We start from the raw sequence: 22,062 nt of genomic DNA on the forward strand, positions 1-22,062 counted from the left end.
CACGTCACAGTCGAGGGCCGCCCGGAATCGGGTCGGCCCTCGACTGCGTTGCGCCGTAGAACGGCGCACTTAGGAAGGATGTACCTGTGAGCTCAGGACCTCAGGGCGGAGACCGTCCCCGGGGATACGAGGGACGGCCCGGCGGCGACCGCGACGCCGGCTCGCGTCGGAGCGACCGCCCGTCATACCGCGACGACCGTGACCGGGAGCGTGGCTCTCGCGACCGCGGCTACGGCGCGGAGGACCGTCGGTCCGGTGGAGGCCGCCGTGAGGGCGGTTTCCAGGGTGACCGTCGTGAGGGCGGTTTCCGTGGCGGTGACCGTCGTGAAGGTGGTTTCCGTGGCGGTGACCGTCGTGAGGGCGGTTTCCGTGGTGGGGATCGCCGCGAAGGTGGTTTCCGTGGCGGTGACCGCCGCGAAGGTGGTTTCCGTGGTGGCGACCGTCGTGAGGGCGGTTTCCAGGGCGACCGTCGTGAGGGCGGTTTCCGTGGCGGTGACCGTCGTGAGGGTGGTTTCCGTGGCGGTGAGCGCCGTGAGGGCGGTTTCCAGGGCGGTGACCGCCGTGAGGGCGGTTTCCGTGGCGGTGAGCGCCGCGAAGGCGGTTTCCAGGGCGGTGACCGCCGTGAAGGTGGCTTCCGTGGTGGCGACCGCCGTGAAGGTGGTTTCCGTGGTGGCGACCGCCGTGAGGGCGGTTTCCAGGGCGACCGTCGTGAAGGCGGTTTCCAGGGCGGCGATCGTCGTGAGGGCGGCGGTTTCCGTGGCGGCGACCGCCGTGAAGGTGGTTTCCGTGGTGGCGACCGTCGTGAGGGCGGTTTCCAGGGCGACCGTCGTGAGGGCGGTTTCCGTGGCGGTGACCGTCGTGAAGGTGGTTTCCGTGGCGGTGAGCGCCGTGAGGGCGGCGGTTTCCGTGACGGTGAGCGCCGTGAGGGTGGTTTCCGTGGTGGTGACCGCCGTGAGGGTGGTTTCCGCGGAGGCGATCGTCGTGAGGGCGGTGGCTTCCGTGGCGGTGAGCGCCGTGAGGGTGGCTTCCGTGGTGGCGACCGTCGTGAGGGCGGTTTCCAGGGCGGTGACCGTCGTGAGGGTGGTTTCCGTGGTGGCGACCGCCGTGAGGGCGGTTTCCAGGGTGGCGACCGTCGTGAGGGCGGTTTCCGTAGCGGGGATCGCCGTGAAGGCGGCTTCCAGGGTGGCGACCGTCGTGAGGGCGGTTCCCGCGACGGGGATCGCCGTGAGGGTGGTTTCCGTGGTGGCGACCGCCGTGAGGGCGGCGGCTTCCGGGGTGGCGACCGTCGTGAGGGTGGCTACCGCGGTGGGGATCGCCGGGACGGTGGTGATCGCCGACCGGGTGGTTTCCGCGACGGCGAGCACCGTGAGGGCGGCTACCGCCGGCGGGACGACGAGCGGGGCGGCGACCGTCGCGATCGTGGCTTCCGCGACGACCGGGATCGGGAGCGCGGTGCGGGGCCGAGGGACGGCCGGGCCGACGAGGCCGCAGGTGGGTCTACGCCGGCGCCCGAACTGCCCGATGAGATCGTCGCGACCGACCTGGACAAGGAGGTCCGCGCCGAACTTCTGTCCCTGGCGAAGCCGGTCGCGGACACCATCGCTCGTCACCTCGTGGCGACCGGACAGCTGATCGACGAGGATCCCGCCGAGGCACTAGCGCACGCGCTGGCCGCGCGCCGGCTCGCGTCGCGGATCGCAGCGGTCCGGGAGGCGGTCGGACTGGCGGCGTACCACGCGGGAGAGTGGCAGACCGCGATCGCGGAGCTGCGGACGTACCACCGGATGAGCGGCGTGCAGAGCCACCTGGCGGTCATCGCGGACTCCGAGCGGGCGCTGGGCCGGCCCGAGCGGGCGATCGACCTGTTCCGGGGCGCGGATCGGGAGACGCTGGACCGGGCCGTGGCGATCGAGCTGCTGATCGTGGCCGCCGGCGCACGGGGTGACCTGGGACAGCGGGACGCGGCAGTGGCCATGCTCCAGGTGCCCGAACTGACCACCGAGGCGACCGAGCCGTGGACGGCTCGGCTGCGGTACGCGTACGCCGATGCGTTGCTGGCCGTGGGGCGGCGTACGGAGGCCCGGGAATGGTTCTCCCGCGCGGCCGAGGTCGACGTCGACGCCGAGACGGACGCGGCGGAACGGCTGCTCGAACTCGACGGAGTGGTAATCGAGGGCGACGAGGACGACGAGGTGGCTGAGGAGTTGGCCGCCGGCCCGGGTACGCCCGGTGCCGTGCCGGCCCGGCCGGACGCCGACCTCTCCGGCGACGACGTGACGGCCGCCGATGAACTGCCCGAGGCAGACGAGTCGACCGAGGCCGACGCGGCGGTAACGGCTTCGGCCGGGGACGACGCGCGCGCGGAGAGCGTGCGCGGCGACGACGCGATCGAGGAGACCCTGGCCGAGGGGGACGTGGCCGCGAACGCGACGCCGGACGTCGCGGCAGCGGCGGACCGCCCGGAGGCGGCCGACGCGCAGGAGCCGGAGGCGCGACGCTGATGACCGACACCGGGGAACGGCTGATCGATGACTACGCCCTGGTCGTGTTCGACCTGGACGGCGTGATCTACCTGATCGATCGGCCGATCCCCGGCGCGGTCGAGGCGGTCGTGCGGCTGCACGGCGAGGGGCGGGCCGTCGCGTACGCGACGAACAACGCCTCACGCCGGGCCAGCGAGGTTGCCAACCTGCTCACCGGGATGGGCGTACCGGCGCGGCCGGAAGAGGTACTGACCAGCGCAGCCGCCGCTGCGCAGCTGTTGTCCGAACGACTGCCCGCCGGGGTGCCGGTGCTGGTGATCGGTGCAGAGGCGCTGCGTTCCGAGGTCCGTGCGGTCGGGCTGAATCCGGTGTCCCGGGCCGAGGATTCGCCGGTCGCGGTGATCCAGGGCTACGGCCCCCAGGTCGGCTGGGCCGATCTCGCCGAGGCGGCGGTGGCGGTGCGGGCGGGTGCGGCCTGGATCGCGACCAATACCGACCGGACCCTGCCCAGCGGGCGTGGTCCGCTGCCGGGCAACGGCGCGTTGGTCGCCGCGCTGGTGACCGCGCTCGGCCGGGAACCGGACGAAGTGGTGGGCAAGCCCGCGCCGGAACTGTTCGCCACCGCCGCGCGACGGGCGGGCGAAGGCCGGACCCTGGTCGTCGGTGACCGTCTGGACACCGACATCGAGGGGGCCAACCGCGCCGGGCTGGACAGCCTGTTGGTGCTCACCGGCGTCAGCGATGTACCCGAACTGCTGGCCGCGCCGTCGCATCGTCGGCCCACGCACGTCGCCCGGAACCTGGCCGGACTCTTCGATCCCACCGAGGTGGTGCGGGTGCCGGCGGCCTCGGGAGACAACGGCGGCTGGCACGTCGTCACCGGCGCGGACGGTTGGCAGCTCACCGGGGCGGGACGCCCCTTGGATGCGCTGGCGGCGCTCTGCGCGGTGGCGTGGTGGCACCGTCCGGCGGGACTGCCGACGGCGGCCACCCCGGCGGCGGCGCAGGCGCTGGAGGCGCTCGGGCTGTCCACCTGACGCGGCCCCGCGCGCTCAGAGCAGCTTGCGGAGCTTCATCAGGTCGAACGGGTTGGCCTTGATCGACACCCGGCGGTTGGCGACCGCGCGGGTGACGTCGAGGTCACCGCGGACCAGGGCGATCAGGTCGTCACTGGTGGTGCTCAGGGCGATCTTCGCCTTCGGGTCGTCGCCGTCGGCCAGGTCGATCAGCCGGCCGCCGGTGAGACGGCCGTGGAAGGCGGTTTCCAGGTCGGTGACCCGACAGGCCAGCGTGCGGTCCAGGTCGACCCGGTCGCGGACGTGTTCCGCGTTGTGTTCCAGCCGGTCGGCCAGATCCTGCAACGCCTGCCGGCACTCGTCCACCGTGGCCACCATCGCCTCCTCGCCAACACCACGTCATCCCCCGGCACCGTACCGCACAGGGTGCCTCGGGTGGCCCGGTAGCGTGACACCTGCACCAAGCCGCCGGGCGAAAGGACTCAGGCATGCAGGACGCGTGGCGCGCCTACCTCGAACTGGCCATGGGCCTGACGGAGGCGCCCCGGAAGAAGGCGCAGGACGCGGTGCGTCGAGTGATGGGTTCGACCGGAGCGACGGCGGCCCAACTTCAGACGCTCGCCGAGGAACTGCGCTCCACCGGTGCGGCCAACCGGGAGGCGTTGACCAAACTGGTGCGGTTCGAAGTCGAGCGGACACTCGGCGCGGTCGGCCTGGCCACCGCCGAGGAGGTCACCGAGTTGGAGCGTCGGGTACGCGAGCTGGAACGCCGGCTGGATGCCGCAGCCGGGCCGGGCCGGACGGGTGCCGCCGCGCACGCCGACGTGCCGTCGGTCGGTACGCCCGAAACGGCCGCCGCCGCGCCGCCGCGTCCGACCTCGCCCGGCGCGGGGACGCCGACGAAGGCCGTCGCCAAGAAGACCGTCGCCAAGAAGGCCGTGGCGAAGAAAGCCGTGGCGAAGAAGACCGTGGCTAAGAAGACGGTCGCCAAGAAGGCCGTGGCGAAGAAGGCGCCCGGGACTGTGGTCCGTACCGCGGACGACGGGGTGCGTCGACCGGAACCGCCGGCATGACGGCGCCTCGACCCGCCCCGCCCGGGCCGCGCCCGGGCCCGCCGCCCAGCCGGTGGTCCGCGACTGAGGGCGACGACGGTGGTCATCCGGCGGTGGACGCCGCGGTGCGGGCGATGGCGAACGCGGCCGCCCTGGCCCCGGCGGACCAGATCGCTCAGTACGAGGCCGCGTACCAGACGTTGCGGGAAACGCTCGCCAGCATCGACCAGGGCTGAGGAGGCCGCCCCACCATGGCACGTCGTAACCGGTTGGACGCCGAACTCGTCCGCCGTGGCCTGGCCCGTTCCCGCGAGCAGGCCGCCGCACTGGTGCAAGCCGGTCGGGTCCAGCTGCGTGGGGTGCCGGCCCGCAAGGTCGCGGCGATGGTCGACCCCGCCGACCCGCTGCTGGTCACCGGGGCCGACCCCACTTTGGAGTACGTCTCGCGGGGCGGTCACAAGCTGGCCGGAGCGCTCTCCGCGTTCGCTCCGGGTGGTTTGACGGTGGCCGGCCGACGCTGCCTCGATGCCGGCGCGTCCACCGGTGGCTTCACCGACGTGCTGCTGCGCGCCGGCGCGGCCGAGGTGGTCGCGGTCGATGTCGGCTACGGACAGCTGGCCTGGTCGCTGCGTACGGACGAGCGGGTGCGGGTGTTCGAGCGCACCAACGTCCGGGCGCTGACTGCCGAGGTGATCGGCGGTCCGGTCGAGTTGACCGTTGCCGACCTGTCGTTCATCTCGCTCCGGTTGGTGTTGCCGGCCCTGGCCGCCTGCACCCGGACCGACGGTGATCTGGCGCTGATGGTCAAGCCACAGTTCGAGGTGGGCAAGGACCGGGTCGGGGCGGGCGGCGTGGTGCGCGAGCCGGCGCTGCGCGCCGAGGCGGTGCTCGATGTCGCGGCGGCGGCCGCCGCGCTGGGACTGGGGCTGATGGATCTGGCCGCGAGTCCGCTGCCGGGACCGAGCGGCAATGTCGAGTTCTTCGTATGGTTACGCCGGGACGCGCCGCCGGCCGACCCGGAGCGGGTCCGGGCCGTGGTGGCAGCCGGACCGCAGGGCCCGACGGTGTCCGGCGATGCGCCGGACGAGGTGACGGAGGAGGTGGCCGGGTGACCGGAAGCAGCGGGCAAGGTATCACCACGGTGCGGGTGACACTCGGGCCGGCGTCGAGCGCCGCGACGAGCTCGTCCAGGCTGGGCGGTTCGGCGGGCCGGGCGGCCCGGGTCGGGCAGGTCGTGCGGTGACCCGCAGTGCGCTGCTGGTGACCCACACCGGTCGCCGCCGCAGTACCGAACACGCCCGGACGGTCGCTGCCGATCTGATCGCCGCGGGGTTCGAGGTCCGCGTGGTGGCCGAGGAGGCCGAGGATCTCGACCTGCCGGGCGTGGTGCCGGTGACGGGTCCGCAGACGGCCGAGGGCGCGGAGATCGTCATCGCGCTCGGTGGGGACGGCACGTTCCTGCGCGCCGCCGAACTGGCCCGGCCGGCGAAGGTGCCGCTGCTCGGGATCAACCTCGGCAAGGTCGGTTTCCTCGCCGAGGCGGAGATCGACGACCTCGACGTCGCGGTCCGGGACGTGGTGGGCCGCAACTACACCGTCAACGAACGGCTCACCCTTGACGTCACCGCTGAGTTCGACGGCGGGCCGACGATCGAGTCGTGGGCGCTCAACGAGATCAGCGTGGAGAAGGGGGAGCGGGCCCAGATGCTGGAGCTGCTCGTCGACGTCGACGGGCGCCCACTTTCCCGCTACGGCTGCGACGGAGTGGTCTGCGCCACCCCCACCGGCTCCACCGCGTACGCCTTCTCCGGCGGCGGTCCGGTGGTCTGGCCGGAGGTGGAGGCGCTGCTGCTGGTGCCGATCAGCGCGCACGCGCTGTTCAGCCGGCCGCTGGTGACCTCGCCCACCTCGACGTTCTCGATCACCGTCGACCCGTTCACCACCCTCGCCGTGCTCTCCTGCGACGGGCGGCGGGTGTACGACCTGCCGCCGGGGGCCCGGGTCACCGTGCGGCGGGGCACGCTGCCGGTGCGGATCGTGCGGTTGCGGGACCGGTCTTTCACCGATCGACTGGTGGCCAAGTTCGGCCTGCCGGTGCATGGCTGGCGGGGCAACCGCCGCTGACCAACTGCCTCCTGACGCGCGTCGGCTGGTAACCAGCCGGACATCTACCGGCCGGTCAGCTGTCCGTTCGGTGTCCACCTGGCGACATGTCGCCGGTGCGGCGGACCCAGACTAGTGACCGTGCGGTGGACCGCGTCGCAGACTCCGAGCGGTCGATCTTCGATGGATCGGCCCCCGGAGCAGAGGAGCACATCGCATGCACAGGCCCTCACGCTGGCTGATCGCCGGCGCGGCCGGCGCGTTGGCCATCGGACTCGCCACCCCCGTGTCCGCCGACCCGCCCGCTCAACCCAGCGGCCCGTTACCAGGGCCGACAGCCCCCGGTACTGGGCCCGTACGGATCACCCTGATCACCGGTGACCAGGTCGACCTCGCCCCGGCGGCATCCGGCCGGGTCGCCGCCACCGTCCGCCCCGGCCCCGGCCGGGAACGGGTGATCTTCCATAGCCTGGAGGTTGACGGCGGGCTGCGGGTGCTGCCCAGCGACGTCCTGCCGTACGTCTCCAGTGGCGTGCTCGACGCCAACCTGTTCGATGTGCAGGAACTGGCCGAGGACGGCTATGGCGACGCCGCGCAGGGCGTCCTGCCGCTGATCGTGCGCTACCAGGAGCCGGCGGCCGGCCGCGTCCGCCCGCTGGCCGTCGCCGAGGCCCGCCCCTTGGCGAGCATCAACGGCGCCGCCGTACGGGTCGGCAAGGGCGATGTCGGTGGCCTGTGGACACAGTTGGCCGGCGCGCCGACGGCCCGTCAGTCCACCGCCGTCACCGCCCCGCGACTGGGTGCCGGGATCGCCAACATTTGGCTGGACGGACGGGTCCATCCAGCGCTGGAGCACAGCGTGCCGCAGATCGGCGCGCCTGCGGCCTGGGCGGCTGGCCGCGACGGCAGCGGTGTCACGGTGGCCGTGCTCGACACCGGCGTCGACGCCACCCACCCGGACCTGGTCGGTCGGATCGCCGAGGCGCGGGACTTCTCCCGTAGCGGCAGCGTCCGCGACGGGCACGGTCACGGCACGCACGTCGCCGCGACCGTCGCCGGCAGCGGAGCGGCGTCGGGTGGCCTGCGCAAGGGCGTCGCCCCCGGCGCGCGACTGCTGGTGGGCAAGGTGCTCGACGACAGCGGTGCCGGCTACGAGTCGGACGTCATCGCGGCGATGGAGTGGGCCGCCAATGCCGGCGCGAAAGTGGTCAACTTGAGCCTCGGCAGCGGCCCGACCGACGGCACCGATCCGATGAGTCAGGCGCTCAACGACCTGACCGCGCAGACCGGAGCGCTCTTCGTGGTCGCCGCCGGCAACGCCGGCGCCCCGCGTACCGTCGGCTCGCCGGGCGCGGCCACCTCGGCCCTCACCGTCGGGGCGGTGGACCGCGACGACAATCTGGCGGCGTTCTCCAGCCGAGGGCCCCGCCTCGGTGACAACGGCCTGAAGCCGGAGATCACCGCGCCGGGCGTTGGTATCGTCGCCGCCCGGGCCGCCGGCTCCAGCATGGGTACGCCGGTGGGCGAGGCTTACACGACCGCCTCCGGCACCTCGATGGCCGCTCCGCACGTGGCGGGCGCGGCGGCGATCTTCGCCCAGGAGCACCCCGACTGGGCCGCCGGGAAGCTCAAGGACGCGCTGGTCAGCACCACGCAGGCGAATCCGCAGTTGACCGTCTTCGAGCAGGGCGGTGGCCGGATCGACGTGGCCCGGGCGCTCGGCCAGCGGGTGTACGCCTCGGCCACCGCTGACTTCGGTCGGGTGGTGATCGACGGCGGCACGGTCGAGCGGCACGTCACGTACACCAACGGCACGACGGCCCCGCAGACCCTGCGGCTCGCCCTGGACCTGCGCAACACGGACACCGGCGTGCCCGAGACCGACGGTGTCGCGGTCGCGGCCAATCAGGTCACCGTGCCGGCGGGCGGCAGCGTGCCGGTGTCGCTGCGGGCCGACCCGGCGAAGCTGGCCCCGGGGCCGCACGGTGGCTGGCTGGTGGCGACCGGCGCGGATGGCGTCATGGTGCGTACGCCGGTCGCGTTCACCCTCGCCCGCCCGACGCACACGGTCACCGTCAAGGTGCTGGACCGGAAGGGCAAGCCGACCTTCTCACCGGCACTGACGCTTTTCGGCGAGCAACCCGAGTCGGACTACTGGGGTTTCTGGCCGGGTGAGGGCACACTGCAGGTCGAGGAGGGCACGTATCTGCTGACCGCGCTGGTCGAGCACGGGGCGCCCCTGGACGAGCAGCTGACCTCCCTCATCGAGCCGGAGCTCAATGTCGACCGGGACCTGACCGTGGTGCTGGACGCGCGCAAGGGCACCCCGGTGCGGATCGAGACGCCGAAACCGGCCGAACAGCGGGCATCGCTCAGTTACTACGTGCACCGGCTGCTGGGCAACGGCCGGCAGATCGCCCACGGGGTGATGGCGTTCAGCACCGTGCAGCAGGTAAACGTCACGCCGACCCGGCCGGTGCGGACGGGAGAGTTCGAGTTCGCCTCCCGCTGGCAACTCGTCGCGCCGATGGTGGACGCGAAGATCAGCGGCGTGTCGGGACCGGCGGACATCAACTTGATGGGTACGTCGCCGGCACCGACCGGCCGGCGGAAACTGCCGCTGGCCTGGGCCGGCACCGGCAAGCCCGGCGAGTTGACCGGGGTGCGGGACGCCGCCGTGCTGCTCGGCACCGATCCGGATCGCTCGGAGGAGGAACAGGTCGCCGCTGTCGCGGCCGCCGGCGCCGCCGCAGTGCTGATCGTCCGGCCGGCCGACGTCAGCGCCTGGACGGTGTGGCGTCCGGACGGAGACCGGCTGCCGATTCCGTCGCTGGTGGTGGCGCACGACGACGGGCAGCGGCTGATCGCGGCGGCGCGCACGGGCCGGGCGACGCTGGACCTCACGTTGACCGTGGACAGCCCCTACCTCTACGACGTGTGGCAGGTGTCGAAGGGATGGGTGCCGGAGCGGGTCGTACACACCGTGACGGCGAAGAACACCGCCGAGGTGAGCGTGAGCTACGGCGGCACCGGCGCGGATTGGGCCACCGAGCAGCGGTTCGGCTGGCGTCCGTGGCAGGGATACTCCTGGAACGACAACCAGCGGATGGTCCGCAACGGCACCACCCGTAAGGAGTTCGTCAGCGCCGGGGACCACTTGTGGCAGCATCGTGTGCTGCACAAGATGGTGTTCGCCTGGGGGCCGCTGGAGGACGGTCTGACCCAGGAGCCCCGGCGGTACGCCGCCACCGACCGGGTGGCCGAGACCTGGCACGCCCCGGTGGTCCGCCCAGCCGTGCCGGCCGGCGCCGCTGGCCTGGTACCCCGGCGGACCGGTGACACCCTGGACCTGCGGGTGGCCGAGTTCGTGGACGCCGACGGCCACTTCGGTGGCGCCGGCTCCGGCGAGGAGCCGGCGACGGTCGAGGCCCGGGTCAGCCGGGACGGGCGGCAGATCGCGGACCTCTCCGCCGGCTGGGTGCCGGTGCCCACCACCGCCGGTTCGGCCCGCTACCGGCTGGACGTGTCCACCCGACGCTCCTCCGCCACGTGGCGCTACGCCACCCGAACCGAGACGTCCTGGCAGTTCACCTCGGCGCGCCCGGCCGGGAGCAAGGCCACCCCGCTGCCCCTGCTCCAGGTCGACTACCAGGTTCCCGCCGACCTGCACGGCGCGGTGCCCGGCAAGCGGTCGCACAAGCTCGGGCTGACCCTGCGCCAGCCGGCCGGGGTAGCCGCGCCGACCGGCACCAGCCTGCGGGTCGAGGTGTCCTTCGACGGCGGGCGGACCTGGCGAACGGCGTCGGTGCAGGCGCACGGCACCCGCTACACCGCCACCGTGCCAGCCGGCCGGGGCACCGTGTCGCTGCGGGTGCACGCCAGCGACCGGGCCGGAAACACAGTCGAGCAGGCTGTGATCGACGCGTACGGGCTGCGCGGACGTGGCCGGGGCGGGGCGGCCGGGCGGCTGCCCCGCCCCGCCCGTCCGGTTCAGATCCAGTCTCGGCGGGCGACCTGGAACGCCAGTCCCGGCCGGGTGTCCACGCCGGCGACGGCCATCAGGTCGGCGAGCCGGCGCTGCACGGTCCGCCGGCTGACGCCGAGCTGCGAGGCGATGGACTTGTCCGGTACGCCGGCCACGAACAGCGACAGCAGCCGCACCTCGTCGGCGTCCGGCCGGTAGCCCTCGGCGGCCGGGTCTTCCGGGTCTTCTGCTGGCGCGGTGGCGCGCAGCGGCGTGGCGATCCGCCAGTGGCTCTCGAAGAGGGCCAGCAGCGCGTCGAGCAGCTGACTGCGACCGATCACCGCGGCGCTCGGTTCAACGCTGCCGCGATCCGGTACCAGTGGGCAGACCGCCGTCCGCGCGTCCACGATGGCCAGGCGCACTGGCAGCCGGTCGCGGACCCGGGCCTGCTCACCGGCGCGTACGCCCCGCTCGACGTCCTGCAACGCGCCCGGTTCGAGGAGCATCTCGCGTTCGTAGATGGCCCGGTAGCGCACACCCCGGGCGAGGGCGTGGAACTCCTCGACGTTGTCCTGGCCGGTCATCGCCAGCGGGTTGGCCCGGCAGAACCAGAGCACTTCGACCCGGGCGGCGTTCTGCAGGTCGCGCAGGCGCTCGCGGAGCATCCGCGCTCCGGTGATCACTTCCACCAGGTGCTCGGCGTCGTGCCGCCGCATCGCGGCCCGGTATTCCTCGGCGAGTTGGGTGGCCGAGGCGCGGGCCGTCTCGAGCGCCTCCTGCTGGCGTAGCAGCATCCCGCCGAGCGGCACATCCGGCGCGAGCGGGCGCAGCGGAGCGTCCGGTTCCGGGCCGACCGGCTGCACCAGTCCCTTGGTGCGCAGGGCGTCGAGGTCAGTGAGGATGTCCGTACGGGGGCGGTGCAGCCGCTCGGCCAACTCCTCGATCCGCGCACTGGTGACCTGCACCAGACAGCGGTAGAGCTCCTCCTCCGCCGAGGTCAGGCCGATCAGCTGCAACATGAGGCAGAACTGTACGACGACGCCGGCCGAGGCACGCCGGGGGTCGCGTCGGCTGGTCAAGTGTCGGGGCTCGCGTCTACTGTCGGTTGCTGTGCTGGAGGAGCTACGCATCACCGGACTGGGCGTCATCGAGGACACGACGCTGCCGCTTACCGGCGGCATGAACGTGATCACCGGCGAAACCGGCGCCGGTAAGACGATGGTGGTGACCGGGCTCGGCCTGCTCTTCGGTGGCCGGGCCGACGCCGGGCGGGTACGCGCCGTGCCAGGCCGGGCCGTGGTCGAGGGGCGGCTCCGGTTGACCGGCCGGGTGGCCGAGACGGTGCATGCCCGGATCAGCGACGCCGGCGGCGATCCCGACGAGGACGGCGCGGTGCTGCTGAGCCGTACGGTCACCGTGGAGGGCCGCTCCCGGGCGCACCTGGGCGGGCGGGCGATGCCGGTGGCGATGCTTGGTGAGGTGGGCGAGCAGGTGGTGGCCGTGCACGGCCAGTCCGACCAGCTGCGGCTGCTGCGCCCCGCCGAGCAGCGGGCCGCGCTGGACCGGTTCGCCGGGCCGGAGCACGAGAAGCTGCTCGATGCCGTCCGCGAGGCGTACACGCAGTGGCAGCGGGTGGTCGACGACCTGGCCGACCGGCGGCGTAACGCGCGGGAACGGCACCAGGAGGCGGACCTGCTGCGGTTGGGTCTCGACGAGATCACCCGGGTCGACCCGCAGCCCGGTGAGGACGACGAGTTGAAGGCGGAGGCGCAGCGGCTGGAGCACGCCGAGGGGCTACGTACCGCGGCGCAGCTGGCGCATCAGTGCGTGGCCGGCGGTCTGGAGGCCGGCGACGACACGCCGGACGCCTCGACGCTGGTCGGCACCGCCCGGCGGACGCTGGAGGCGCAGGCCGGCACCGATCCGGCCCTCGGTGAGCTGGCGGCCCGGTTGGAGGAGGCCGCCACCCTGGTCGCGGACGTCTCGGTTGAGCTGTCGACATATCTGGCCGGGTTGGACGCCGACCCGGCCCGGTTGCAGACGCTCTACGAGCGTCGGGCGGCGCTGCGGGCGTTGACCCGCAAGTACGCCGACGACATCGACGGGGTGATCGCCTGGGCGGAGCGGGCCAAGGCTCGGCTCTCCGAGTTGGACACCTCCGACGAGTTCCTCGACGAGTTGGACCGGGAGGCGTCCCGATTGGCCGGTGAGGTGGCCGAGTTGGCCGGCCGGCTGTCGGTGTCCCGGCAGGAGGCCGCCGGACGCTTCGCCGAGCAGGTCACCGTCGAGCTGGCCGGGCTGGCCATGCCGCACGCCCGCATCGAGGTGGCGGTGCTGTCCCGGCCGGCCGGGCGGGCCGACCCGACGTTGTCGGTCAACGGGGTGCAGGTCGGTGTCGGGCCGGAGGGTGGCGACGAGGTCGAACTGCGTCTGCTGGCCCACCCGGGCGCGCCCGCGCTGCCGTTGCAGCGGGGTGCCTCCGGTGGCGAACTGTCCCGGGTGATGCTCGCGATCGAGGTCGTCTTCGCCGGTTCCGGCGGCCCGCCGACCCTGGTCTTCGACGAGGTCGACGCGGGTGTCGGCGGTCAGGCGGCGGTGGAGATCGGCCGGCGGTTGGCCCGGCTGGCCCGCAGCCATCAGGTGCTGGTGGTGACCCACCTGCCCCAGGTCGCGGCCTTCGCCGACCGGCACCTGGTGGTGGCCAAGGACACCGGTGGAGCGGTGACCACCAGCGGGGTCCGGGTGGTGGAGGACACCGAGCGGGCCCGGGAGCTGGCCCGGATGTTGGCAGGTTTGCCCGATTCGGATCTGGGTATCGCTCACGCGGAGGAGTTGCTCGCCGTGGCGGCCCGGGAAAGGCGGTCCTGAGACCGCGATTGTGAGCGGAGGCACACCAGCCTTCGCCGTCATGTGTTTCCCTGGTTAGGCGGCCCTGCTCAGGCATGTCGCGACAGATTCGCCTGCCCTACATGCCAGGATGGTCACGATGCGTCTACCCACGTTGCGCCGGATCCGAAACACGGAACCGGGACGGATCCTCGGCACCGCGCGCCTCGACCGCCGGACGAAGCGCCTGGTCGGCCGGCTCCGTCCCGGCGACATCGCGGTGATCGACCATGTCGACCTGGACCGTGTCGCCGCCGACTCCCTGGTCGCCGTCGGGGTCGGCGCGGTACTCAACGCCAAGCCGTCGGTCTCCGGTCGCTATCCGAACCTCGGCCCGGAGGTGCTGGTCTCGGCGGGCATTCCGCTGTTGGACGACCTCGGAGAGGGCATCTTCGAACGCATCCGTGAGGGCGACACGGTGCGGATCGAGGGCAACACGGTCTACCTGGCTGACGACCCGGTGGCGCACGGCAGCCTCCAGGACGTGGAGAGCGTCGCCAAGGCGATGACCGACGCCCGGGAGGGGCTGTCGGTGCAACTGGAGGCGTTCGCCGCCAACACCATGGACTACCTCAAGCAGGAGCGCGACCTCCTGCTCGACGGGGTCGGCGTGCCGACCATCGCCACCGAGATCCAGGGCCGGCACTGCCTGATCGTGGTACGGGGCTACGACTACAAGGCCGACCTGGACGTGCTGCGCCCGTACATCCGGGAGTTCAAGCCGGTGCTGATCGGTGTCGACGGCGGCGCGGACGCACTGGTCGAGGCGGGCTACACGCCGGATATGATCATCGGCGACATGGACTCGGTCACCGACGACGTGCTGCGCTGCGGTGCCGAGGTGATCGTCCACGCCTACCCCGACGGGCGGGCACCGGGGTTGCCCCGGGTCAACGCGTTGGGGGTGCCGGCGGTGACCTTCCCCGCCGCCGCCACCAGCGAGGACCTCGCCATGTTGCTGGCGGACGAGAAGGGCGCCTCGCTCATCGTGGCGGTGGGCACCCACGCCACGCTTGTCGAGTTCCTCGACAAGGGGCGCGGCGGCATGGCGTCGACGTTCCTCACCCGGCTCAAGGTCGGCGGCAAGCTGGTCGACGCCAAGGGCGTCAGCCGGCTCTACCGGCAGGGCATCTCGGGTTCCTCCCTGTTGCTGCTGGTGCTCTCGGCGGTCGCGGCCATGGCCTCGGCGGTGGCCGTCTCCACCGTCGGTAAGGCGTACCTGGGTGTGGTCTCCGAGTGGTGGGACAATTTTGTGTTCCAGCTCGGCCAGCTCTTCTAGCTCCCGACCGATCAAGAGGCTGTAGGCGTGATCAACTTCCGGTACCACGTGGTGTCCCTGACCGCGGTCTTCCTGGCGCTGGCGATCGGCCTGGTCGTCGGCACAGCCGCCCTCAACGGTCCGGTCGCGGATTCGCTGAAGGAAACCGTCAACTCGCTGCGCAAGGACAACCAGCAGATGCGCCAGGCGGTCCAGAACATGCAGCGGGAGTTGGAGCTGGAGGAGGAGTTCGCGGCCGAGATGGCCCAGGTGACGCTGCCCGGCACGCTGAGCGGCAAGCGGGTGCTGGTGATGACCACGCCGACCGGTCGCGACCACGCCGAGGGCGTGCAGGAGATGCTCCGGCTGGCCGGCGCCGACCTCACCGGCCTGGTCGATCTGCAGGACAAGTTCATCAACCCGGAGAACAACAACAACCTGCTGGAGCTGGCGGTGACGGCCGCCCGCCCGACCGGCGCGCCGACCTCCGGGCTGCCCGGCAACGGTCACGGTGTGGAGACCTCCAGCGCGCTGCTGGCGACCGTGCTGCTGGACCGGCCGGCCGGTGCGGAGCCGGTGACCGAGGCCGACCGGCGGGCGGTGCTGGCCGCGTACAGCAACGCCAACTACCTGACCACGGCGGACCGGATCACCGCTCCGGCCGAGGCCGTGGTGATCGTCAGCGGCCTGCCGTACGTGGACAAGGACTCCGCCAAGAAGGACGAGGCGGTGGTCAAGATCGCCGAGCAGTTCGACGGGACCGGGGCGATCGTGGTGGCCGGCAACGGTTCCGCCGGCGGCAACCTGGTGGCCTTCGTCCGGGGGGACGCCGTGCTGGCCCAGAGCATCTCGACGATCGACAACGCCAACACGGTGCAGGGCCAACTGGTCACCACGCTGGCGCTGGTGCAGCAGCTCAACGAGCGCAAGGCCGGCCAGTACGGCGTGGGCGACAACGCCGGCTCGCTGGTGCCTAAACTGCCCCAGTGAGCCACCGACGCGCCTGACGCGCCCGGTGGGCGATTCTGACCATGGCGGCCGGCGGGAGGGCCACACGTGAGCGGAGTGCCGGCATGAGCATGCTCGGTCGACTTGTGGTGGCGGGGATCGGGGCGGCTGCCGCCCGGTACGCGCTGCGGCAGGTGCGTACCTCACCGGCCGGGCCGGGCCTGGAACGCACAAACTTCCGTGGGCGTACGGTCACCCTGGCCGCCGGGCCGGCGCTCGCGTTGGGTGCCAGCGGCGCGGCGGCCGGTGGCGCGGCGAGCGTGCCGGCCGGAGCTGCGGCGTTGGTGGCCGGGCTCGGTGCGGGTGCCGTCGGGCTCTACGACGACGTGGTCGGCGCCCGACCGGAGCAGAAGGGCGACAAGGGCTTCGCCGGGCATCTGGCCGCGCTGCGGCAGGGACGGGTCACCACCGGCCTGGTCAAGATCGTCGGGGTGGGTGCGGCGGGTCTGGGCGCCGCGGCGCTGCTCGCCGGTGATGCGCGGGTGGCCGCACACCGGGGCCGGCGGCGGCAGGGCGCGTTCGGCCGGGGCGTCGACGTGCTGCTCGGCGCGGGCGTGGTGGCCGGCACCGCGAACCTGCTCAACCTGCTCGACCTGCGGCCGGGGCGGGCGCTGAAGTCCGGCCTGCTGCTCGGTGCGCCGCTTGTCGGTGGCGGGCAGGGCGGGATCGCCGCCGGTGCGGTGGGTGCGGCGGCCGGGCTGCTCCCCGCCGACCTCGACGAGGACGTGATGCTCGGCGACAGCGGTGCGAACGCGCTCGGCGCGGTGCTCGGGGTGGCGTTGGCCGCCCGGACCGGCCCGGTCGGTCGGGCCGCTCTGCTCGCGGTGCTGGCCGGCCTGACCGCCGCCAGCGAGAAGATCAGTTTCACGCGGGTCATCGCGAACACACCGGGGCTGCGTGAACTCGACGCGCTGGGCCGCCGCGCCGACTGACGTGACCAGACCGGCACCCCTCGCCGACGCCGGCCGGCTGGCCGGAGCAGCCGCGCTCATCGCCGTGCTCACCGTGCTCAGCCGGCTGGCCGGGTTCGGGCGTACCGCCGTCTTCACCTGGGTGGTGCAGGGCAGCGACCTGGGCGCGATGTATGTGCTCGCGAACACCATCCCCAACATCATTTTCGAGATCGTCGCCGGTGGCGCGTTGGCCAGCCTGGTCGTACCGCTGCTCGCCGGTGCGGTGGCGGCCGGCGACCGGCGGGCGGTGGCGGCCACCACGGGGGCCCTGCTCACCTGGACGGTGACCCTGCTGGTGCCGCTGGCGGTGCTGGTCGCGCTGGCCGCCGATCCGGTCATCGCCCTGATCGCCGACGGCCGGTCGCCGGAGGAGTTGGCGGCGGGTGCCCGGATGCTGCGGGTGTTCGCGCCGCAGTTGCCGCTGTACGGCATCGGCATCGTGCTGACCGGTGTGCTCCAGGCGCACCGCCGGTTCGCCTGGCCGGTGATCGCTCCGCTGCTGTCCAGCCTCACGGTGATCGTCGTCTACCTGGTGTTCGTGACGGTGGCCGGGCCGGGGGCGAGCGTGGCGCAGGCGGGCCGGGGAGGGGAGCTGATCCTGTCGGCCGGCACCACGCTCGGGGTGGTGGTGCTCTCACTGTCGCTGCTGATCCCGCTGCGCCGGCTGCGGTTGCGGCTGCGTCCCGGGTACGCCTTCCCGGCCGACGCGCGGGCCCGGGTGGGCGGGCTGGCCGTGGCCGGTGTGGTGACGGTCACCGCCCAGCAGGTGGCGCTGGCGGTGATCCTGCGCCAGTTGGCCGGCGGCCCCACCGAGGCGCCGCAGGTGTTCAACCTGGCCCAGACGTTCTACCTGCTGCCCTGGGCGGTGCTGGCGGTGCCGCTGGCCACCGCCGCGTACCCGACCCTGGCGGCGGCGGCGACGGCCGGCGACGAGCGGACCTACCGCGAAACCCTGTCGGCGACGCTGCGCGGGGTGCTGCTGTTCAGCTGCCTCGGCGCGGCGGTGCTGATCGGTGCGGCCGGGCCGATCGGCTGGTTCTTCCCGCTCGACGCGGGAGCCACCGCCGCGGCCGTGGCCGGCTTCGCCCCCGGCCTGCTCGGGTACGGTCTGTTCGCGGTGCTGTCCCGGGCCCTGTACGCGCGGGGCGCGACCCGGGCGGCCAGTGTCGCCATCAGCGCCGGCTGGTTGGTGGTGCCGCTGGTCCTGGTGCCACTGTCGGCGCTGTTCCCGGTGGCCGACCGGGTGCTGGCGGTGGCGCTGGCAAACTCGGTGGGGATGCTGCTGCTCGGCGTGCTCCTGCTGTTCGCCGTGCGGCGGGTGGCCGGTGCGGCGGCGGTCGCCGGTGCCGCGCGGGCCGGCGGCGCCGGGGTGCTGGCGGGCGCGGTTGCGGCCCTCGCCGCGTTGGCGCTGCTCGGGTTCGTCGACGACGGGGGCGCACCCCCGGCGCGGTGGGCGGCGCTGGTGCAGGGCATGCTGTCCGGAGCCCTGGTCGGTCTCGTCTTCCTCGGCGTGCTCTGGCTGGTCGACCGGCAGGACGTGCGCCCATTGCTGGCCGGGCTGTGGCGGCGCCTGAGTCGAGGCCGGACCCGGCGCGGGCAGCAGGGCGGCAACCCCCCGGAGCGGGGCGACGGGAAGGAGACGGTGTCCCGGTGAGCGCGAGGAGTGCAGCGCAGCGGAGCCCCGCAGTCGCGAACGAAAGGCCAGCCCGGTGAGCGCGAGGAGTGAGCTTGCGAGCCCCGCAGTCGCGAACGGAAGGTTGGTCCGGTGAGTGCGGAGAGGATGCCTGACCGGCGGGGTGTGGTGGTGCTGGTGCTGGCCTCCAGCACGGGCGGCGTGGGGCAGCACGTGCGGGCGCTGGCCCGTGGGCTGACCGCTGCCGGGGAGTCGGTGCTGGTCTGCGGGCCGGCGGGGACCCAGGACCAGTTTGATTTCGTCGCCACCGGTGCCCGGTTCGCGCCGGTGGAGATCCCGGCCACGCCCACGCCCGCCGATGCCCGGGCGGTGCTCGTTCTGCGCCGGGTGCTCGCCGCGGAGCAGGTCGGCGTGGTGCACGCGCACGGGCTGCGCGCCGGCTTGGTCACGGTGCTCGCCCGGCCCACCGCGCCGCTCGTGGTGACCTGGCACAACGCGGTGCTGGCCGGTGGGCTGCGCGGTGGCCTGTCCCGGCTGGCCGAGCGGATGGTCGCCCGGGGCGCTCAGGTGACCCTCGGCGCCTCCTCCGACCTGGTGGAGCGGGCCGCAGCGCTGGGTGCCCGGGACGCCCGGCTCGCTCCGGTCGCCGCTCCGGAGCTGCCCGCGCCGCGTCGGCGCCGGGCCGCCGTCCGGGCCGAGTTCGCCGTCGCCGCCGACCAGCCGCTGGTGCTGTCCGTGGGCCGGCTGCATCCGCAGAAGCGGTACGACGTGCTGGTGGATGCCGCCGCCCGGTGGCGGGAGCGCACTCCGCCGCCGGCGGTGGTGATCGCCGGCAGCGGTCCGGCGTATCTGCCGTTGGCGGCGCGGATCAGTGCCGCCCGCGCCCCGGTCACCCTGCTCGGGCACCGCACCGACGTGGCCGACCTGCTCGCCGCGGCGGACCTGGCGGTGGTGACCAGCGACTGGGAGGCCCGCCAGTTGTTCGCCCAGGAGGCGATGCGGGCCGGCGTACCGCTGGTGGCGACCGCGGTGGGTGGCCTGCCGGAACTGGTCGGCGACGCGGTGGTGCTGGTGCCGCCGGGGGACGTCGATGCGGTCGACACGGCGGTACGCGAGTTGCTCGACGACGAACAGCGCCGGGCCGAGCTGGCGCGGCGTGGTGCGGCGCGGGCGGCGACCTGGCCCACCGAGGCGGAGACCCTCGCCCAGCTGCTCGCGCTCTACGCGGAGCTGGCCTGCGGTCCGGCCGCGCCGGGTGCCGACGCGTCGTCGAGGGGACGCCGCTGATGCTGCGCCGCGTCGCTCCGATCCTGCTCACGCTGCTCGTGGTGGCGCTCGGCATCACGGCGTTGACGGCCCGCCCGCAGTCGCCGCCACCGCGACCGAGCGCCGATTTCGTGGTGCTGGCCGGGGTGGCCGGGCTGCGCTGGGACGACGTGGACCCGCAGACCACTCCGACGTTGTGGCGGATGGCCCGGGAGGGTTCGATCGGTTCGCTGTCGGTGCGGTCGGTACACCGGCCCACCTGCCCGCTGGACGGCTGGCTCACCCTCGGCGCGGGCAGCTACGCGGCGTGGAGCGGCAGCAGCCCGGACGAGCAGTGCCCGCCCGCCGAGGTGACGGTGGAGCGGCCGGACGGCATCGGGGCGTACCTGCCGGAGCAGGACAGCGTGGTCCTGCACAACCAGGATCGGCTGCCGTGGGGCACGGTGCCGGGTGCGCTGTCGGAGTCGGTGCGTTGCTCGGTGGCGGTCGGGCCGGGGGCGGCGGTGGCCGCGGCGCGGCCGTTCGGTCGGGTGGACCGGTACGAGCCGACGCTGCCCGAGGATCCGAGCGGGCTGCTCGGGTCCTGCGTACTGAGCATTGTCGATCTCGGTACCGTGGCCGGCGCGGATCCGGCGGCGCGTGCGGAGGCGGCGCGTGCGGCCGACGAGCAGCTCGCCCGGGTGTTGGCGGGGAGACCGCCGGACTCGCTGGTGATCGTGGCGGGGGTCGCCGACACCGAACGGCCGTCGCGGCTGCATGTGGCCATCGCCGACGGTCCGGGTTGGGAGGAGGGCTGGCTGACCTCGCCCAGCACCGCCCGCCGGGGCTACCTGCAACTGGTGGACCTCGCGCCGACCGCGCTGGCCGCGTTGGGCCGTCCGATGCCGGACCGACCGTTTCTCGGCCGGCCAGCGGAGTCGGTCGGTGGCCGCCCGGCCGACCTGCCGGCCGCGATCGCCGAGCCGGCCGACGCTGACCGGGAGGCCGCCGCGCAGCAGGAGGTGGCCGGCGGGTTCTTCACCTTGCTGGCCGGCGTGCAGGTGGCGCTCGCGGTGGCGGTGTTGCCGCTGCTGCGCCGCGCCCGCCGGGTCGCCGGGCCGTACGGCCCGAAGCCGGTTTCCCCGCGGGTGGTGGCGATCGTGGAGGTGCTGCTCGTCGCTGCTGCCCTGGCGATGCCGGCGGCCCTGCTCGCCGAGGCCGCGCCGTGGTGGCGGTACGCGCACCCGGCGGTCTCCTTCGCCGCGCTGACCGGCGTGCTGGTGGCCGCCGTGACGTTGCTGGTGCGGCTTGCACCGGGCTACCGCGACACTCTCGGCCCGCTCGGCGCGGTGGCCGGGTTGACCACCCTCGCGATCGGCCTGGACGTGGTCACCGGGGCGCGGCTGCAACTCAACGGGGTGGTCGGCTACTCGGCGCTGGAAGGTGGCCGGTACGCCGGGCTCGGCACGGTCGGGCTCGGGGTGTTCGTCGCCGCCGCGCTGCTGAGCGCGGGCTGGCTCGCCCAGCGGGTGCGTCGCGAGTGGCGGCCGGTGGTCATGGTGACCCTGGGCGGGCTCGCGGTGGTGGTGGTCGGCAGTCCGTATCTCGGTGCCGACTCGATCGGGGCGATCGCGTTGACGGCGGGGGTGAGCGTCGCTGCGGCGATCAGTGCCGGCGGTTGGCTGACCCTGACCCGGCTGGCCTGGGCGGCGATGGCCGGGCTGGCGGTGACGGTCGGGTTCGCGATGCTGGACCTGGGCCGGGTGCCGGCCGAGCGGGGCAGCCTGGGCCGGTTCCTGGCGGCGTTGGGCGACGGCACCGGTGGGCTGACCGTGCAGCGGTCCGGCACGTCGAACTTCGAGACGCTTGTGAACAGTCCACTGACCGTGCTGGCCCTGGCGGGGGCCCTGCTGGTGTGGTTCGCCCTGCTGCGGCCCTGGGGTGGGTTGATGCGGTTGTTCGGCATCTATCCGGCGATCCGGGCGGCGATGGCCGGTACCGGGGTGGCGGTGGTGATCGGTGGCGTGCTGGGCGGCGCGGCGCTGGATGTCGCCGGCGCGGCGGCGGCCGTGGTGGTGCCGATGGCGGCGCTGTCGGCGCTGCGGGTGCTCGACCACGCGGCCGATCGGACCCGGCCGGGGGAGGCGGGCTGGCCCGACGGCCCGGCCGCGCGCCGGGACGCCGGGCCTGACGACGACGCCGCCCGGCCTGACGACGACGCCGCCCGGCCTGACGATTCGGCCGGCGCCGACCGGCCCGAGGAGGCCGGTACGAGCACGGCCGACGGCGCCGGGGCGACGGCCGACGACGGTGCCGGGGTGCGGCCCAGCGGGGCCGGGCCGGAGGCCGCTGGCGGGCGCGGTGGGGCGATGCGTTCGTCGGCCGAGGTCGCGACCGGGTGACCGGCGACGGGGACCTCGGGTGCGGCACCGGGGCCCCGTCGGGAAGGTGTTACCGTGGA

Annotated in this window: 16 protein-coding genes and 1 pseudogene; 14 read left to right on the forward strand and 3 right to left on the reverse strand. The window is 73.6% G+C overall.

From position 1 onward, the window contains the following. Nucleotides 1-182: 182 nt before the first annotated feature. Nucleotides 183-1,364, reverse strand: coding sequence for a hypothetical protein (locus tag AC507J_RS13475; protein WP_496289646.1), 1,182 nt, complete (start codon nt 1,362-1,364; stop codon nt 183-185). A gap of 234 nt (nt 1,365-1,598) precedes the next feature. Between AC507J_RS13475 and AC507J_RS13480 the strand changes: the two genes are divergently transcribed. Both AC507J_RS13480 and AC507J_RS13485 read left to right on the forward strand, forming a co-directional pair. Next, nucleotides 1,599-2,501, forward strand: a complete 903-nt coding sequence (locus AC507J_RS13480; protein WP_496289635.1) for a tetratricopeptide repeat protein — start codon at nt 1,599-1,601, stop codon at nt 2,499-2,501. Then, on the forward strand, nt 2,501-3,520 hold the full coding sequence (locus tag AC507J_RS13485) for an HAD-IIA family hydrolase (RefSeq protein ID WP_496289485.1): 1,020 nt from the start codon (nt 2,501-2,503) through the stop codon (nt 3,518-3,520). The genes AC507J_RS13480 and AC507J_RS13485 overlap by 1 nt, the downstream gene beginning before the upstream one ends. Nucleotides 3,521-3,535: 15 nt before the next feature. On the opposite strand, the gene AC507J_RS13490 is transcribed toward AC507J_RS13485, so the two are convergent. Beyond that, nucleotides 3,536-3,874, reverse strand: a complete 339-nt coding sequence (locus AC507J_RS13490) for an SCP2 sterol-binding domain-containing protein (protein ID WP_496289486.1) — start codon at nt 3,872-3,874, stop codon at nt 3,536-3,538. A gap of 113 nt (nt 3,875-3,987) precedes the next feature. Here AC507J_RS13490 and AC507J_RS13495 point away from each other — a divergent pair, with 113 nt between their 5' ends. The 5 genes and pseudogenes from AC507J_RS13495 to AC507J_RS13515 all read left to right on the forward strand — a co-directional run. Beyond that, nucleotides 3,988-4,572, forward strand: coding sequence for a phasin family protein (locus AC507J_RS13495; RefSeq protein ID WP_496289487.1), 585 nt, complete (start codon nt 3,988-3,990; stop codon nt 4,570-4,572). Beyond that, complete coding sequence (locus AC507J_RS13500; RefSeq protein WP_496289488.1) at nt 4,569-4,787, forward strand: hypothetical protein; 219 nt, start codon at nt 4,569-4,571, stop codon at nt 4,785-4,787. Before AC507J_RS13495 ends, AC507J_RS13500 begins: the two co-directional genes overlap by 4 nt. A gap of 15 nt (nt 4,788-4,802) precedes the next feature. Then, nucleotides 4,803-5,663, forward strand: coding sequence for a TlyA family RNA methyltransferase (locus AC507J_RS13505; protein ID WP_496289489.1), 861 nt, complete (start codon nt 4,803-4,805; stop codon nt 5,661-5,663). A 127-nt stretch (nt 5,664-5,790) separates the two neighbouring features. Next, entirely contained in the window at nt 5,791-6,675 is an 885-nt protein-coding gene (locus AC507J_RS13510) for an NAD kinase (RefSeq protein ID WP_496289490.1), read from the forward strand. 196 nt (nt 6,676-6,871) lie between these two features. Then, nucleotides 6,872-8,332: pseudogene (locus AC507J_RS13515) on the forward strand (S8 family serine peptidase); the annotation flags it as partial. A 2,312-nt stretch (nt 8,333-10,644) separates the two neighbouring features. Here the strand turns inward: AC507J_RS13515 and AC507J_RS13520 are convergent. After that, nucleotides 10,645-11,637, reverse strand: coding sequence for a helix-turn-helix domain-containing protein (locus AC507J_RS13520; RefSeq protein ID WP_496289491.1), 993 nt, complete (start codon nt 11,635-11,637; stop codon nt 10,645-10,647). Between the two features lie 91 nt (nt 11,638-11,728). On the opposite strand from AC507J_RS13520, the gene recN reads away from it, so the two are divergent. The 7 genes from recN to AC507J_RS13555 all read left to right on the forward strand — a co-directional run bounded on the left by recN (nt 11,729) and on the right by AC507J_RS13555 (nt 22,003). Then, nucleotides 11,729-13,486, forward strand: coding sequence for a DNA repair protein RecN (gene recN, locus AC507J_RS13525; protein ID WP_496289492.1), 1,758 nt, complete (start codon nt 11,729-11,731; stop codon nt 13,484-13,486). Nucleotides 13,487-13,604: 118 nt separating this feature from the next. Beyond that, on the forward strand, nt 13,605-14,783 hold the full coding sequence (steA, locus tag AC507J_RS13530) for a putative cytokinetic ring protein SteA (protein WP_496289493.1): 1,179 nt from the start codon (nt 13,605-13,607) through the stop codon (nt 14,781-14,783). Between the two features lie 27 nt (nt 14,784-14,810). Further along, the gene (locus AC507J_RS13535) at nt 14,811-15,752 is read left to right on the forward strand and encodes a copper transporter (RefSeq protein ID WP_496289494.1); all 942 of its coding nucleotides are present in this window, start codon (nt 14,811-14,813) and stop codon (nt 15,750-15,752) included. A gap of 83 nt (nt 15,753-15,835) precedes the next feature. Further along, nucleotides 15,836-16,702 (forward strand): hypothetical protein, encoded by an 867-nt coding sequence (locus AC507J_RS13540; RefSeq protein WP_496289495.1) that lies wholly within the window; start codon nt 15,836-15,838, stop codon nt 16,700-16,702. A gap of 1 nt (nt 16,703) precedes the next feature. Then, on the forward strand, nt 16,704-18,377 hold the full coding sequence (murJ, locus tag AC507J_RS13545) for a murein biosynthesis integral membrane protein MurJ (protein ID WP_496289636.1): 1,674 nt from the start codon (nt 16,704-16,706) through the stop codon (nt 18,375-18,377). A 126-nt stretch (nt 18,378-18,503) separates the two neighbouring features. Then, entirely contained in the window at nt 18,504-19,643 is a 1,140-nt protein-coding gene (locus tag AC507J_RS13550) for a glycosyltransferase family 4 protein (RefSeq protein ID WP_496289637.1), read from the forward strand. Continuing rightward, on the forward strand, nt 19,643-22,003 hold the full coding sequence (locus tag AC507J_RS13555) for a hypothetical protein (RefSeq protein ID WP_496289496.1): 2,361 nt from the start codon (nt 19,643-19,645) through the stop codon (nt 22,001-22,003). Before AC507J_RS13550 ends, AC507J_RS13555 begins: the two co-directional genes overlap by 1 nt. Nucleotides 22,004-22,062 lie beyond the last annotated feature (59 nt).

Source organism: Micromonospora sp. PRAS1, assembly GCF_059553435.1.

What these genes read in the sequence shown, in the direction of transcription:
- AC507J_RS13485 (WP_496289485.1), top strand. Translation starts at nt 2,501, where the DNA reads ATGACCGACACCGGGGAACGGCTGATCGATGACTACGCCCTGGTCGTG.
- AC507J_RS13495 (WP_496289487.1), top strand. Translation starts at nt 3,988, where the DNA reads ATGCAGGACGCGTGGCGCGCCTACCTCGAACTGGCCATGGGCCTGACG.
- AC507J_RS13500 (WP_496289488.1), top strand. Translation starts at nt 4,569, where the DNA reads ATGACGGCGCCTCGACCCGCCCCGCCCGGGCCGCGCCCGGGCCCGCCG.
- AC507J_RS13505 (WP_496289489.1), top strand. Translation starts at nt 4,803, where the DNA reads ATGGCACGTCGTAACCGGTTGGACGCCGAACTCGTCCGCCGTGGCCTG.
- AC507J_RS13520 (WP_496289491.1), bottom strand. Translation starts at nt 11,637, where the DNA reads ATGTTGCAGCTGATCGGCCTGACCTCGGCGGAGGAGGAGCTCTACCGC.
- steA (WP_496289493.1), top strand. Translation starts at nt 13,605, where the DNA reads ATGCGTCTACCCACGTTGCGCCGGATCCGAAACACGGAACCGGGACGG.
- AC507J_RS13540 (WP_496289495.1), top strand. Translation starts at nt 15,836, where the DNA reads ATGAGCATGCTCGGTCGACTTGTGGTGGCGGGGATCGGGGCGGCTGCC.
- AC507J_RS13550 (WP_496289637.1), top strand. Translation starts at nt 18,504, where the DNA reads ATGCCTGACCGGCGGGGTGTGGTGGTGCTGGTGCTGGCCTCCAGCACG.
- AC507J_RS13555 (WP_496289496.1), top strand. Translation starts at nt 19,643, where the DNA reads ATGCTGCGCCGCGTCGCTCCGATCCTGCTCACGCTGCTCGTGGTGGCG.